Genomic DNA, 13257 nt, shown 5'->3' on the forward strand with positions numbered 1-13257 from the left:
AACATCAGGAGTCAGAAATGAGCCAAATCACTGTACGTTCCGTTGCCTATCAGATTGACGGCCAGGCTTACGAAAGCCGTCTGGCCTTCGATGCCGACCATAAAGGCCCGCGCCCGGGCTTGTTGATGGCGCCGAACTGGATGGGCGTCAGCGCCGGTGCCGAGGAGATCGCCAAGTCGGTGGCATCCAAGGGTTATGTGGTACTGATCGCAGACCTTTACGGTCAATCGGTTCGACCGACGAACAATGACGAGGCCGGCGCGGCCATGATGCCGTTGAAGAATGATCGCCCATTGTTGTGCAAGCGCATGCAGGTGGCGTTCGAGCAGCTACAAAGCCAGGGTGAAGTGGCTGTCGATACTTCGAAACTGGCCACTTTCGGTTTCTGCTTTGGCGGTTGCTGCGCCCTGGAGTTTGCCCGTACCGGCGTGCCGGTGAAGGCCGCGGTGTCGTTCCACGGCACGCTGGACACACCGAATCCGGCTGATGCGAAAAACATCAAGGGTAAGGTCCTGGTGCTGCATGGCGCATCCGATCCATTGGTGCCGAAGGAGCAGTTGCCGGCGTTCGAAGACGAAATGAACGCGGCGGGTGTGGATTGGCAGTTGCTGAGCTACGGCGGTGCGTTCCACTCGTTCACCGACCCGCACGCCAATGTGCCGGGCATGATGATGTATGACGCCAAGGTGGCCGCCCGGGCGTTCACGTCGATGCATAACTTGCTGGATGAAGTGTTCAAGGGCTGATAGCTGTTTTCAGCCTGGGGTCGGCCGGTGTCTTCGCCGGCCTCATCGCGAGCAAGCTCGCTCCCACAGGGGAATGGTGTCGTACACAATTCTTGCGGCCGACACGGTCAACTGTGGGAGCGAGCTTGCTCGCGATGGCGGCATAACTGGCGCTGAAGTTTTCAGGGCAATTCGAACCTCTCACTCCCACAGGGGAAATGTGTCGTACACAGTTCTTGCGGCCGGCACGGTCAACTGTGGGAGCGAGCTTGCTCGCGATGGCGGCATAACGGGTGCTGAAAGTTTCAGGGCAGTTCGATTCGCTCAACTTCCCCGGGCACCGTCGGCCAATCCCCGGCCGCCCAACGCCGGCGCGCTTCATCAATCGCCGCCGGATCGCTCGCGACAAAATTCCAGTTGATCCGCCGTGGCCCGTCCAGCGGAGCACCGCCGAACAACACGGCGTGACTGTCGCTTTCGGCAAACAGTATCATCTCTTCCCCCGCAGGCAGTACCACCAGCGAGTACGGCTCTATTGGCTCGCCATCGAGTTGCACTTCGCCGCTCAACACATACAGCGCGCGTTCTTCATGCTCGGTGGGAATCAGCAATGTCGTCGCCGTTTGCAGGTGCAGTTCCGCGTACAGCGTAGGAGAAAGCACTGGCACTGGCGATTCCAGGCAAAAGCCTGACCCGGCAATCATGCGAATCTTCACCCCCAGGTTTTCGCTGACCGGCAATGTGGACGCAGGATGGTGGCTGTAATGTCCCGGACCTTGTTCTTTATCCTTGGGTGAAGCCAGCCAGATCTGCAGGCCGTGCATCGTGAAGCCGCTTTCCTTCAGGGCCTCGGGCGTGCGTTCGACGTGGGCGATGGCGCTGCCGGCCGTCATCCAGCTGACGTCGCCAGTCCCGACCACTTGATCGGAACCAAGGCTGTCCTTGTGCTGGATCTGCCCCTGGAACAAGTAGGTGAGGGTGGATAGGCCAATGTGTGGATGCTGGCGAATGTTCATGCCTTTGCCCGGTGGATAACGGGTTTCCAGCATGTGGTCGAAAAACACGAATGGCCCGACGCTGCGGCACTTGGCCGAAGGCAGCGGGCGGAGAATCGGCTGGCCCTCGACATCTTCGGTGCGGGGGCGGATCACGAGCGGAGTGTTCATGGTGCGTTCCAGGCTGAGCGGGTAATGCGTTCGAGCATAACCCGCTTGGGCAGCCCTTGCCGCTATTGGCTGAACGCGCCTTCGGACAAATGCGTTTCGATGCTGACTTCAGACGTGGTCATCAGCTTGTGGATCGGGCAGCGATCGGCCACACGGTGCAGTTCATCGCGCTGGGCGTCGGTGAGTACGCCCTTGAGGGTCAGTTTGACGTGCAGCGCGTACTGGCCTTTCTGTTCCAGGCTGTTGTCGCGCTTGACCTCAACGCCGACACCGGTCAGCGGGATGTCTTTCTTCCTGGCATACAGCTTCAGGGTCAGGGCTTTGCAGGCACCCAGCGCGGCATCGAAATAATCGTGTGGCTCCGGCGCCGAACCCTCTCCGCCAGCCGTGGCGGGCGCGTCGGCGAAGAGTTCGTGGTCATCGATCTGGACGCTGTGGCGCAAACCTTCGGCAGAAACGGTGTTGACGGTAACAGTCATGGCAAACCTCGCAGGCGACAGGAAAACTCATTCGATCAAAAAATGACCTTGAGGGTATAGAGCCATCGCGTTTGTCGGGTGTTCCAATCTGTAGGAGTGAGCTTGCTCGCGATGATCTCACTGGTACTGTGTGTATCCGCCAGGGCGAGTCATCGTTAAAGTCCATCGCGAGCAAGCTCGCTCCTACTGGTCTCGATCCGGATCAGCTGCCTTTGACTGGCTTGCCGTTGACCGTGCCGTCCAGGAGCATGATGTTGTATTCCTTGCCGTCGGTTTCGACCTGTTGCAGGCGGACCAGCAGGTAGTCCCAATCCTTGGCGAACCACAGCACGGTGATGCGCTTGCTTTGCGTCGGATCGCGTACGCGCTCGACCTTGATCGCATCGATCTGGCCAGCCTTGGTGTCGACTTTTTCCGAGCCCAGCACACGGAAGTCATAGGTATCGACTTCGCCATCATCGACAACCTGATAGCTCATGCTCTTTTTGCCGGCAGCCACGTCATGTTGCAGCGCCAGTTGATAGGTGGATTTGTCGACCATGCCGCGGTTCAGCGGAATATCGACCGCGTCACCACGATCGGTGCCGGTGACCTTTTTCGCGGCCCAGTCGAAATCAAGGTCGGCTTTCTTGGCTTTGCCCAGACCGCCACGCTCGAAGTGGTAGGACTGGGGCAGCAAGGTGTCCTTGTCCACGGTCAGGGTGCTTTCTTCGGACAGGCTGGCGATCATCATCGAAGCCTTGAAGCTGAGCTTCCAGACGCCGTTGGCTTCCTTGGTCAGGCTGCGCTCGGCAGTGCCACTCATGGGCAGCTGTTTCCAGTCGGCGGTGTAGCTGGCGGAGAAAGGTTGAAGGTCTGCCGCCTGGGCGAAGGGCAAGGCGAGCAGAGCGCAAGCGAAGAGCAGGGCGCGACGCATAAAATCTCCTAGTTTCGAATCAAGTGGCCGCTGGCCGCGAGTAACTGTCCATCCAGTAAAGCACCTTGCTCGCCGAGGGCTAGACGACCTTCGGCAAACCAGCGTACGGCCATCGGGTAGATCAGGTGTTCCTGAACATGGACCCGCTGCGCCAGACTCTGCGGCGAATCCTGTAACTCTACCGGTATTACAGCTTGTACGACCAGTGGTCCGCCATCGAGTTCCTCGGTGACGAAGTGCACGGAGCAGCCGTGCTCGGTGTCGCCAGCCTCCAGCGCGCGCTCATGGGTGTGTAACCCTTTGTATTTGGGTAGCAGCGAGGGATGGATATTGAGCAGGCGACCCTGATAGTGGCGTACGAAACCAGCGCTGAGAATGCGCATGAATCCGGCGAGTACCACGAGTTTGGGATTGAAGGCGTCGATCAGTTCGATCAGCGCGGCGTCGAAGGCCTCGCGACCTTCGAAAGCCTTGTGATCCAGGGCGCGGGTGTCGATACCCGCGTCCCTGGCGCGTTGCAGGCCGTAGGCGTCGGCGCGGTTGGAAATCACCGCAGCGATGCGGACCGGGCTGTCGCCGGTCCGCGTGCTGTCGATCAGGGCCTGCAAGTTACTGCCGGTGCCGGACAACAGCACCACGACATCACAGGTCTTAGGCATCAGTGAGCCTTGAGGTTCTTCAGTTCAACCTGAGCTGCGCCTTCGGCAGCGGTGGAGATCTGGCCGATGACCCAAGGCTGCTCGCCCGCTTCGCGCAGAACGTTCAGGGCGGTTTCAACGTGCTCCTGAGCCACGCAGATGACCATGCCCACGCCGCAGTTCAGCACGCGGTGCATTTCGTTCTCGTCAACGTTGCCTTTCTCTTGCAGCCAGTCGAACACTGCCGGGCGGTTCCAGCTTGCCACGTCAACCACGGCTTGAGCGCCTTTTGGCAGAACGCGCGGGATGTTGTCCAGCAGACCGCCGCCAGTGATGTGGGCCATGGCTTTGACAGCGCCGGTTTCCTTGATCAGCTTGAGCAGCGGCTTCACGTAGATACGGGTCGGGGCCATCAGCAGGTCGGTCAGCGGCTTGCCGTCAAGCTGGATGTTCTCGATGTCGGCGCCGGATACTTCGATGATCTTGCGGATCAGCGAGTAGCCGTTGGAGTGCGGGCCGGAAGACGGCAGGGCGAGCAGGGCATCGCCGGCAGCAACCTTGGAACCGTCGATGATTTCGGATTTTTCCACGACGCCGACGCAGAAACCGGCCAGGTCGTAGTCTTCACCTTCGTACATGCCCGGCATTTCAGCGGTTTCGCCGCCAACCAGCGAGCAGCCCGACAGTTCGCAGCCTGCGCCGATGCCGGTCACAACCTGGGCAGCGGTGTCGACGTTCAGTTTGCCGGTAGCGTAGTAGTCCAGGAAGAACAGCGGCTCGGCGCCGCACACCACCAGGTCGTTGACGCACATGGCAACCAGGTCGATGCCGATGCTGTCGTGCTTGTTCAGATTCAGTGCCAGGCGCAGCTTGGTGCCGACGCCGTCAGTACCGGAAACCAGCACAGGCTGCTTGTAGCCGGCCGGGATTTCGCAGAGGGCGCCGAAACCGCCCAGGCCGCCCATGACTTCCGGGCGCGCAGTGCGCTTGGCGACGCTCTTGATGCGTTCGACCAATGCTTCACCGGCGTCGATGTCTACACCGGCGTCCTTGTAGCTCAGGGAGGGTTGCTTGCTCATGATCCAGGCCTTTAGGGGGGGATTTCTGGGTAACGACCGAGTCCATCGGGACCGCCGAAACAGGCGAAGGCGAGGGCCATGCACGAATTTCAGGGTGCCCGGCTGTTGCCGGTCTGCGAAGGCGCGCGATTTTATCAGGCTTGAGCCGCAGCGGCCATCCTCAGGCCGACAGCAGGGCCATATCCGTTCAAAAAAACCGTTAATGCGCGGTGTCGGTGGCATCCTGCATGGATGTATAAGGTATCGCATTAACCGTCTATCGTTATGACAGTGCGAAAACTTACCCGGAACGTGTGAATGTTTTGCGTCGGGCAACGGTCACAGTCTTGCTCGATCGTCTTCATGCGGTCTGTTCCAGCCGCTCTTGTCGTCAGGAATCCTCCATGCGTTTTTGTAAAATCTTGCTTGTGAGTTGTTTGTCAGTGGTCAGCCTGGTCAGTCAAGCCGAAACCGTCAAAGGCCTTTACCTGGTACGCGAACCGGTGAATGGCCAGTCGCCCGAGGAGCGCGACCAGGCGACTCAGCGTGCGTTGGACACATTGGTACTGCGCCTGACCGGCGATCCCAAAGCCGCTCAAAGTCCGGGGTTGGCAGCGATTCGCAAAGACCCGCAACAGATCATCAGCCAATACGGCTTTGAGGCCGGGCCCCCGGAAGTCCTGAAGGTCGATTTCGATCCGGGTACCACCGAGCAGGCCTTGCGCCGCGCCGGCCTGGCCATGTGGGGGGCCAATCGGCCGTCGATCCTCGGCTGGTGGTTGAATGATTCCACCGAGGGTTCGAGCCTGGTGGGCGACGGCCAGGCCAGCGCGGCGCCGCTGCGTCGGGCTGCTCAGCATCGGGGCTTGCCATTGCGCTTGCCATTGGCGGACCTGAACGAACAGATCGTCGCAACCGCGCCGAACCTGGAGGGCGCAGATCCCGCACCTTTGCATGCGGCATCGGAACGCTACAATGCCGACGCCCTGCTTGCCGTACACGCCAGGGAAGAGGGCGGGCAATGGCAAGCCAAGTGGCAATTGTGGCTGGGGGATAAAAAAGAGGCCGGCAGTGTGCAGGGCGCCGATCAGGCCGCCGTGGCCGATGCGGTGATGCTGGCTGTCAACGAGCGCCTGGCGCCGCGGTTTGTCGCCAGGCCGGGTGCTTCGAGTGAGCAATTGCTGGAAGTGCAAGGCATGAATCTTGAGCGCTACGCGTCGCTCGGACGATTGCTGGAACCGTTTGGCGGGCGTGTGCGCAGTGTCGACGGTGACCGGATTCTTTATCGGGTCAATGGCAGCGTCGATCAGTTGCGTGCGCAACTGTCGCTGGCCAGACTGCAGGAGGCGCCGGCGGGTCAGGCCCCGGTCCCGGCCCCGGTAGCGCCCGTTCAGCCAACCACCGGCAGCCCGGTGCCAGCCGCCGCGCCGGCCCCGATCCCGCAGCTACGTTTTCGCTGGTAGTTTTTCTTTCTTTATATAGAAGCAATGGAGTGGTTCATGGCCGATACGCGGCGTTGGTTCTGGCTCGGCGGGGTGGTCCTGCTGTGTGTGTTTGTCTGGTTGTTGCATCCGATCCTGACGCCGTTCCTGGTGGCGCTGCTGTTGGCCTACCTGTTCGACCCGCTGGTGGATCGGCTGGAGAAGGCAGGCTTGTCCAGAACCTGGGGTGTCGTGGCGGTGTTTACCCTGTTTACATTGATCTTCACCGCGCTGCTGTTGGTGTTGGTGCCGTTGCTCGCCAGGCAGTTGTTTCGTTTGTATGAGCTGGCCCCGCAAATGCTCGACTGGCTGCAGCACACGGCGTTGCCCTGGGCGCAATCGAAGTTCGGCCTGTCGGACGGTTTCTGGAAGTTTGACAAGCTCAAGGCCGCCATCAGCGAGCATATGAGTCAGACCACTGATGTTGTCGGCGTGGTGCTGAGCCATGCCACGGCCTCGGGGCTGGCGTTGATCGGTTGGCTGGCGAACCTGGTGTTGATTCCGGTGGTGAGCTTCTACCTGTTGCGGGATTGGGACCTGATGATGGCCAAGGTCCGCAGCCTGCTGCCCCGTGATCGTGAAGCGCGCGCGGTGTCGCTGGCGGGTGAATGCCATGAAGTGCTCGGAGCGTTCGTGCGCGGACAGTTGCTGGTGATGGTGGCCTTGGGTGTGATCTACGCAGCAGGCCTGATGCTGGTCGGGTTGGAGCTGGGTCTGCTGATTGGCCTGATTGCCGGTCTGGCGGCGATCGTGCCGTACATGGGGTTTATCATCGGCATTGGCGCGGCGCTGCTTGCGGGGCTGTTCCAGTTCGGTGGTGATCTTTATCCAATGCTCGGCATTGTCGCGGTGTTCATGGTCGGCCAGGCGCTGGAGGGTATGGTGCTGACGCCGTTGCTGGTCGGTGACCGGATTGGTCTGCACCCGGTGGCGGTGATTTTCTCGATCCTGGCCGGTGGTGAGCTGTTTGGTTTTACCGGTGTGCTGCTGGCATTGCCGGTCGCCGCGGTGATCATGGTGCTGGTGCGTCATGTGCATGATTTGTATAAGGATTCTGATATCTACGGGAGGGCCGACGAGCCGCAGGTGTAAGGGCCGTCGATAGCCGATGGCGGGCTGCCCGGGTTCGTACCTGATCAGCCTGCCGGCGTCGCCCGACTGTCACATGTACCGCCAAAGAATCTGTCACAAAACCAATGCATTAACGCAAACCTTTGATTTTGCTTGTGGTCTGTCGCATTGTGCGGTCCGCTTCACGGGTATAAACTTCGCAAACTTTACACAGAGGCCACTAACGGTTCCTTTGGAACTGTTCAGTCAGCATGAAACCGATTCAGCTGCCCCTAGGTGTGCGTCTGCGTGACGACGCCACCTTTATCAACTACTACCCAGGCGCCAATGCCGCTGCACTCGGCTATGTCGAGCGGCTGTGCGAAGCCGACGCCGGCTGGACCGAAAGCCTGATCTACCTTTGGGGCAAGGACGGGGTAGGGCGTACGCACCTGTTGCAGGCCGCCTGCCTGCGCTTCGAGCAATTGGGCGAGCCGGCGGTGTATCTGCCGTTGGCCGAGCTGCTCGATCGCGGCATTGAAATCCTCGACAACCTCGAACAGTACGAGCTGGTCTGCCTGGATGATTTGCAGGTGGTTGCCGGACGAGCGGATTGGGAGGAGGCGCTGTTTCATCTGTTCAATCGCTTGCGCGACAGCGGTCGGCGCTTGCTGATTGCCGCGTCGACATCCCCTCGGGAGTTGCCGGTGAAGCTGGCGGATCTCAAATCCCGCCTGACCTTGGCCTTGATCTTCCAGATGCGTCCGCTGTCCGATGAGGACAAACTGCGTGCCCTGCAATTGCGCGCATCCCGTCGCGGTCTGCATCTGACCGATGAAGTCGGGCATTTCATTCTGACTCGCGGTACCCGCAGCATGAGTGCGCTGTTCGAGTTGCTCGAGCGCCTCGACCAGGCCTCCCTCCAGGCTCAGCGCAAGCTGACAATCCCGTTTTTGAAAGAAACCCTCGGCTGGTAAGCCCGCTGAAACCGGGGCGTTTAGCCGTTTCGGCATATTTCAGGCGCCAGAAATCCCGCTTTCCTGCAAGGTTGCAGGCCGCGCGTGTGTTTAAAATGGGCTTAAGCGCTTAGATGTAAACGAGAAACGGATAAGTCACAAAAAGATCGATTGAATTTGCAAATGAGGTTGATAGCGGGCATAGTCTCGGCTTCTTTACAACTTTCAGCCACGGTCGTGCCCATGCTAAATCGCTTCGCACCCCTCGTGCCTCTCGCACTCGTTACCCTGTTGTTCGGTTGCGCTGCCCACACTCCAGTGGCCCAGCAAGCTCCGCAACAGCAGGTTCAAAACTCGGCTACCGCCCAGTCTTCCGCTCTCTTCCAGGAAGAACTGGCTACCGAAAAAGAACTCGCAGACTTCGCTGGCGGCAAGTCCTACCAGCTTCCGGTCCTGGCCGACAGCATCCTCGAACGTGGCATGTCCCTGATCGGTACCCGCTACCGTTTCGGCGGTACTTCTGAAGCCGGCTTCGATTGCAGTGGTTTCATCGGTTACCTGTTCCGCGAAGAAGCGGGCATGAACCTGCCGCGCTCCACCCGCGAAATGATCAACGTGGACGCCCCGCTGGTCTCGCGCAGCAAGCTTGAGCCGGGCGACCTGCTGTTCTTCGCAACCAACGGTCGTCGTGGTCGCGTCAGTCACGCCGGGATCTACCTGGGTGACAATCAGTTCATCCACTCCAGCAGCCGCCGCAGCGGCGGTGTGCGCATCGATAGCCTGGGCGACAGCTACTGGAGCAAGACCTTCATCGAAGCCAAGCGCGCCCTGGCAATGGCACCTAACGCGTCGCCAATCGTCACTGCACGCAAATAAGCGGACAATTTGTAAGGCGAACTTAAAGTCTTACTTGAAGTTTGTCGTGTAGCCGCTAGAATCTTGATCTACAAATGATGGCAAACCGCCTGCGTCCCACGCAGGCGGTTTTCTTTTCTGCGCTCCCCGCAGAAAAAGCCGCAGCCAGATCAGGATGTTCTGCTTATGACGACGTCGGCCCGCCTCGCAATCATGTTCTTCGCAGCGCTGCTCAGTGCCTGCGCCAGCCGCACACCGCCTCCTGCGCCGGTGGTTCGCGCTCCCATCGTATTTGGTTCCTCACAAGCTTTTTCGCCCGAAGCGGAAGACGTGCTGTTTCGCGCGCTCGGTCTGGTGGGCACGCCTTATCGCTGGGGTGGCAATACGCCGGATTCCGGATTTGATTGCAGCGGCCTGATCGCTTATGTGTACCGCGATGTCGCCGGTATTGCCTTGCCGCGCACCACGCGCGAGATGATCTCCATGCAAGCGGCGAACGTGGGCAAGGACGGCTTGCAGACCGGCGACCTGCTTTTCTTTGCCACCAATGGCGGTTCCCAGGTCAGTCATGCTGGCATCTATGTGGGAGAGGGGCGTTTCGTCCATGCGCCGGCCACTGGCGGCACTGTGAAGCTCGACAGTCTGTCCAAGGCGTATTGGCAAAAAGCTTACCTGAGCGCCAAGCGTGTTCTGCAGCCTGAACATTTGGCGCGCAATCCGTAACCTCCGGAGCTGGTGGTCATGACTGCTCGCACGCTCAATCTCGACGACGCCCTGTACCAATACCTGCTTGATGTTTCCCTGCGCGAAACGCCTCTGCTCAAGCGCTTGCGCGATGAGACCCAGGCGCTGCCGATGGCACGCTGGCAGGTGGCTCCTGAGCAGGGGCAGTTTCTTGCTTTGCTGGTGAAACTGACGGGGGCCAGGCGTTTGCTCGAAGTCGGCACCTTTACCGGTTACAGCGCACTGTGCATGGCGGCGGCATTGCCCGCTGAGGGTTCGCTGATTTGCTGTGATATCCCCGGCGACTACAACGCCACGGCCCTGCGTTACTGGCAGGAAGCCGGGCTGGCCGGACGCATCGATCTGCGTCTGGCACCTGCGCTGGAAACCCTCGGCAAGCTGGACCAGCCAAGCCAGTTCGATCTGATTTTCATCGACGCCGACAAGGCCAACTACCCGGCTTATCTGGAGCACGCCCTGCGATTGCTGCGGGTCGGCGGGCTGGCGGTGTTCGATAACACGCTATGGAGCGGGCGCGTGCTCGAGACCAGTTCCGAGAGCGCGGACACCCGGGCGATCCAGGCGCTCAACCGGGCGTTGACGGACGATGCGCGGGTGGATCTGTCGTTGTTGCCGTTGGGTGATGGATTGACCCTTTGCCGCAAACGCTGAGCTGGTAATCCTGTGGGAGCGAGCTTGCTCCGGGCGGCGTTCCGACGATAGCGGTAGGTCAGTCAGCATCGATGTTGAATGTGCCCTCATCGCGAGCAAGCTCGCTCCCACAGGGTTCTGAGTTCATCCGGGATGGTGTTATCTGGCAGCCGACACCCGCCACACCTTGTTACCCACATCATCGGCCACCAACAGGTCACCCTGTCGGTCGATCACCACGCCCACCGGGCGGCCCATGGCTTCTTCCTTGCCATTGAGAAACCCGCTGAGCACATCAACTGGACTCCCGACCGGCTTGCCGGCGCGGAAGGGCACGAAAATCACTTTGTAGCCGCTGTGCGGCTTGCGGTTCCAGGAGCCGTGCTGGCCGATGAATGCCCCTTGGGTGAAGGGCGGCGGCAGTTTGCTGTTTTCAGCGAAGGTCAGGCCCAGTGATGCCGTGTGCGGGCCGACGGCGTAGTCCGGGGCGATAGCCTTGGCCACCAGGTCCGGGTTTTGCGGCTCGACGCGAATATCGACATGCTGGCCGTAATAACTGTACGGCCAGCCATAGAATGCGCCGTCTTTCACCGAGGTGATGTAGTCCGGTACCAGGTCGCTGCCGATTTCATCCCGTTCGTTGACCGCGGTCCACAGCACGCCACTGTGCGGTTCCCAGGCCATACCGTTGGGGTTGCGCAGGCCGGACGCGAAGATCCGCTGCTGGCCGGTGGCGCGATCCACTTCCCAGATCGCCGCGCGACCTTCTTCCTTGTCCATGCCGTGTTCCGCAACGTTGCTGTTGGAACCCACGGTGACGTACAGCTTGCTGCCGTCCTTGCTGGCGATGACGTTTTTGGTCCAGTGGTGATTCAGCAGGCCGCCCGGCAGGTCGACCACTTTTGCCGGCGGTGACTTGATCTGCGTATCGCCACTTTCATAGTGAAAGCGCAGCAGGCGATCAGTGTCGGCCACATACAGGTCATTGCCGACCAGGGTCATGCCAAAGGGCGAGTTGAGGTTTTGCAGAAACACCGTGCGGGTTTCCGCGACCCCATCGTGGTCCTTGTCGCGCAGCAAGGTGATGCGGTTGGCGCTGGGCACCCTGGCTCCGGCACGCCCCATGAATTTCTTCATGATCCAGCCGCGAATGCCTTTGCCGTCTTCGGGTTTGGGAGGGGCATTGGTTTCCGCCACCAGCACATCGCCATTGGGTAGTACATAAAGCCAGCGCGGGTGATCCAGGTTTTCGGCAAAAGCGGCCACTTGGGTGCCATTGGCGGCGATGGGCTTCGCACCCTGCGGCCAGCCGATGGCCGGGGCGATGTTCACGATCGGGATCAGGGTTTTGTCGGGTTCTGGCAGTTGAGGCGAAGGACCGGTGCCATCGGAGACTTGCAGGCGGGCGGTTCCGCCACAAGCGGCGAGCCCTCCGCAGAACGCGATAACGAGAACGAGCGGGGGCGTGCGCATACGGGTCTTCCCTATGAGTGCCTTGTTCTAATCATAGAGGCGCGTTGTCGTCCGATGGTTCAACCCTTAGCCACGTGCTTCCTTGAACAGCACTGCTATGCCGGGGTGATAGTTTCCGGCTTCGTTGCGCAACTTGCGGTAGGCATAAGGGAAATACCAGGCAACAGCGCAGGTGTGTTCCTTTTGCAGGTCGTCGACCATGTCCTGGAGCTCTTCCGGTGTGGCGCCCTGCTGGGCTTTTTGCGGGGCGACGAACAGGCAGCCGAGTTTCAGGTCGCTGGCGTGGCTCAGGCGCTTGGCATCGCTGGCGATGTCGAGCAGGGCCTGGGTCAGGTTGAGGCTGTTGACCCGTGGCCAGCGCTGGCTGGTCTGGATGTAGGCGCGGGTTTCGGGTGAAGCCAGGAGCAGGTCGGCGCGGCTGTTGCGTTCGCCTTCTTCGGTCTGCTTGCGGGTGGGCGTCTGTTGCAGCGTGACCATCTCGGCCATCCAGGCGGCGGCAGACAGCAGTCCGAGATTGGCCTTCTCGTCGTGCCAGTACGGTGTGTCGCCATCACCGCGGACGGCGTTGTAACGGTCGATGCATTCGAACCAGCGTTCGAGCACCGGGCGCAGGAATTCCAGCTTTGGATTGCTGATGATCATGCCTTGCATGGGCTCACCCTTGTTGTTGTGTTGTGAGTTTGTGGCTCTTTGATATCACTGCTGGGAGCGTGGCACAAGATTGACGTCAGTTTATTGATTGATGGCAGTTATTCGGTCGATGGCCTCCCGGCTTTAATTGACGCTCCACCCCCAACCCTCTAACCTTCGCGGCTTGTTTCAGGTGCTCTGTGGCTTGGGTCGACAGAGTGAAACAGGGAAGCCGGTGAGTGAGTCCTTCTGTTGGTCGAAGGCCCGCAATTCCGGCGCTGCCCCCGCAACGGTAAATGAGTGAAAACTGTGTGTGATGCCACTGTGTCGATTTGATGCGGGAAGGCGCACGGTCTGGCCCCGCGGCCACTCATGAGCCCGGAGACCGGCCTGATTCATCCAGCGGCATCACGGTGGGCGATGCCAGGCTTGTTGCCTTCTATTCTTGTGCCTGCC

Annotated in this window: 14 protein-coding genes and 1 riboswitch; of the genes, 7 read left to right on the forward strand and 7 right to left on the reverse strand. The window is 60.3% G+C overall.

The window, feature by feature from the left end:
* Window positions 1-17 precede the first annotated feature (17 nt).
* On the forward strand, window positions 18-746 hold the full coding sequence (locus KW840_RS20085) for a dienelactone hydrolase family protein (protein ID WP_218497161.1): 729 nt from the start codon (window positions 18-20) through the stop codon (window positions 744-746).
* Window positions 747-1030: 284 nt separating this feature from the next.
* On the opposite strand, the gene KW840_RS20090 is transcribed toward KW840_RS20085, so the two are convergent.
* The 5 genes from KW840_RS20090 to purM form a co-directional block, all read right to left on the reverse strand.
* A complete protein-coding gene (locus KW840_RS20090) occupies window positions 1031-1891 on the reverse strand; it encodes a pirin family protein (protein ID WP_218497163.1) in 861 nt (286 codons plus the stop codon).
* Between the two features lie 62 nt (window positions 1892-1953).
* Window positions 1954-2370: an OsmC family protein gene (locus KW840_RS20095; RefSeq protein WP_057715818.1), complete on the reverse strand. Its 417-nt coding sequence runs from the start codon at window positions 2368-2370 to the stop codon at window positions 1954-1956.
* Between the two features lie 202 nt (window positions 2371-2572).
* Window positions 2573-3286 (reverse strand): DUF3108 domain-containing protein, encoded by a 714-nt coding sequence (locus tag KW840_RS20100; protein ID WP_057715817.1) that lies wholly within the window; start codon window positions 3284-3286, stop codon window positions 2573-2575.
* An 8-nt stretch (window positions 3287-3294) separates the two neighbouring features.
* Window positions 3295-3945: a phosphoribosylglycinamide formyltransferase gene (gene purN / locus KW840_RS20105; protein ID WP_102671757.1), complete on the reverse strand. Its 651-nt coding sequence runs from the start codon at window positions 3943-3945 to the stop codon at window positions 3295-3297.
* Complete coding sequence (purM, locus tag KW840_RS20110) at window positions 3945-5003, reverse strand: phosphoribosylformylglycinamidine cyclo-ligase (RefSeq protein ID WP_057716649.1); 1059 nt, start codon at window positions 5001-5003, stop codon at window positions 3945-3947. Before purM ends, purN begins: the two co-directional genes overlap by 1 nt.
* Window positions 5004-5386: 383 nt before the next feature.
* Here purM and KW840_RS20115 point away from each other — a divergent pair, with 383 nt between their 5' ends.
* The 6 genes from KW840_RS20115 (at window position 5387) to KW840_RS20140 (ending at window position 10719) form a co-directional block, all read left to right on the forward strand.
* On the forward strand, window positions 5387-6445 hold the full coding sequence (locus KW840_RS20115; protein ID WP_218497165.1) for a DUF2066 domain-containing protein: 1059 nt from the start codon (window positions 5387-5389) through the stop codon (window positions 6443-6445).
* Between the two features lie 36 nt (window positions 6446-6481).
* Window positions 6482-7555 carry an AI-2E family transporter gene (locus tag KW840_RS20120; RefSeq protein WP_090453906.1) on the forward strand — a complete coding sequence of 358 codons (1074 nt, stop codon included), beginning with the start codon at window positions 6482-6484 and terminating at the stop codon, window positions 7553-7555.
* Window positions 7556-7785: 230 nt separating this feature from the next.
* Complete coding sequence (gene hda, locus KW840_RS20125) at window positions 7786-8490, forward strand: DnaA regulatory inactivator Hda (protein ID WP_007984552.1); 705 nt, start codon at window positions 7786-7788, stop codon at window positions 8488-8490.
* Between the two features lie 222 nt (window positions 8491-8712).
* Window positions 8713-9345 carry a C40 family peptidase gene (locus KW840_RS20130; protein WP_057715813.1) on the forward strand — a complete coding sequence of 211 codons (633 nt, stop codon included), beginning with the start codon at window positions 8713-8715 and terminating at the stop codon, window positions 9343-9345.
* Between the two features lie 165 nt (window positions 9346-9510).
* On the forward strand, window positions 9511-10047 hold the full coding sequence (locus tag KW840_RS20135) for a C40 family peptidase (protein WP_057715812.1): 537 nt from the start codon (window positions 9511-9513) through the stop codon (window positions 10045-10047).
* An 18-nt stretch (window positions 10048-10065) separates the two neighbouring features.
* On the forward strand, window positions 10066-10719 hold the full coding sequence (locus KW840_RS20140) for an O-methyltransferase (protein ID WP_218497167.1): 654 nt from the start codon (window positions 10066-10068) through the stop codon (window positions 10717-10719).
* Window positions 10720-10857: 138 nt separating this feature from the next.
* Here the strand turns inward: KW840_RS20140 and KW840_RS20145 are convergent, their stop codons facing one another.
* The gene (locus KW840_RS20145) at window positions 10858-12171 is read right to left on the reverse strand and encodes a sorbosone dehydrogenase family protein (protein WP_218497169.1); all 1314 of its coding nucleotides are present in this window, start codon (window positions 12169-12171) and stop codon (window positions 10858-10860) included.
* A 66-nt stretch (window positions 12172-12237) separates the two neighbouring features.
* Entirely contained in the window at window positions 12238-12822 is a 585-nt protein-coding gene (locus tag KW840_RS20150; RefSeq protein ID WP_090453912.1) for a hypothetical protein, read from the reverse strand.
* Between the two features lie 153 nt (window positions 12823-12975).
* Window positions 12976-13210: riboswitch (cobalamin riboswitch) on the forward strand.
* Window positions 13211-13257: the final 47 nt, after the last annotated feature.

The sequence above is a fragment of the Pseudomonas sp. PDM30 genome (genome assembly GCF_019218985.1).
Classification (GTDB): Bacteria; Pseudomonadota; Gammaproteobacteria; order Pseudomonadales; family Pseudomonadaceae; genus Aquipseudomonas; species Aquipseudomonas jessenii.

Coding starts and splice junctions, on each gene's coding strand:
- KW840_RS20085 (WP_218497161.1), top strand. CDS start 18: ATGAGCCAAATCACTGTACGTTCCGTTGCCTATCAGATTGACGGCCAG.
- KW840_RS20090 (WP_218497163.1), bottom strand. CDS start 1,891: ATGAACACTCCGCTCGTGATCCGCCCCCGCACCGAAGATGTCGAGGGC.
- KW840_RS20095 (WP_057715818.1), bottom strand. CDS start 2,370: ATGACTGTTACCGTCAACACCGTTTCTGCCGAAGGTTTGCGCCACAGC.
- KW840_RS20100 (WP_057715817.1), bottom strand. CDS start 3,286: ATGCGTCGCGCCCTGCTCTTCGCTTGCGCTCTGCTCGCCTTGCCCTTC.
- purN (WP_102671757.1), bottom strand. CDS start 3,945: ATGCCTAAGACCTGTGATGTCGTGGTGCTGTTGTCCGGCACCGGCAGT.
- purM (WP_057716649.1), bottom strand. CDS start 5,003: ATGAGCAAGCAACCCTCCCTGAGCTACAAGGACGCCGGTGTAGACATC.
- KW840_RS20115 (WP_218497165.1), top strand. CDS start 5,387: ATGCGTTTTTGTAAAATCTTGCTTGTGAGTTGTTTGTCAGTGGTCAGC.
- KW840_RS20120 (WP_090453906.1), top strand. CDS start 6,482: ATGGCCGATACGCGGCGTTGGTTCTGGCTCGGCGGGGTGGTCCTGCTG.
- hda (WP_007984552.1), top strand. CDS start 7,786: ATGAAACCGATTCAGCTGCCCCTAGGTGTGCGTCTGCGTGACGACGCC.
- KW840_RS20130 (WP_057715813.1), top strand. CDS start 8,713: ATGCTAAATCGCTTCGCACCCCTCGTGCCTCTCGCACTCGTTACCCTG.
- KW840_RS20135 (WP_057715812.1), top strand. CDS start 9,511: ATGACGACGTCGGCCCGCCTCGCAATCATGTTCTTCGCAGCGCTGCTC.
- KW840_RS20140 (WP_218497167.1), top strand. CDS start 10,066: ATGACTGCTCGCACGCTCAATCTCGACGACGCCCTGTACCAATACCTG.
- KW840_RS20145 (WP_218497169.1), bottom strand. CDS start 12,171: ATGCGCACGCCCCCGCTCGTTCTCGTTATCGCGTTCTGCGGAGGGCTC.
- KW840_RS20150 (WP_090453912.1), bottom strand. CDS start 12,822: ATGCAAGGCATGATCATCAGCAATCCAAAGCTGGAATTCCTGCGCCCG.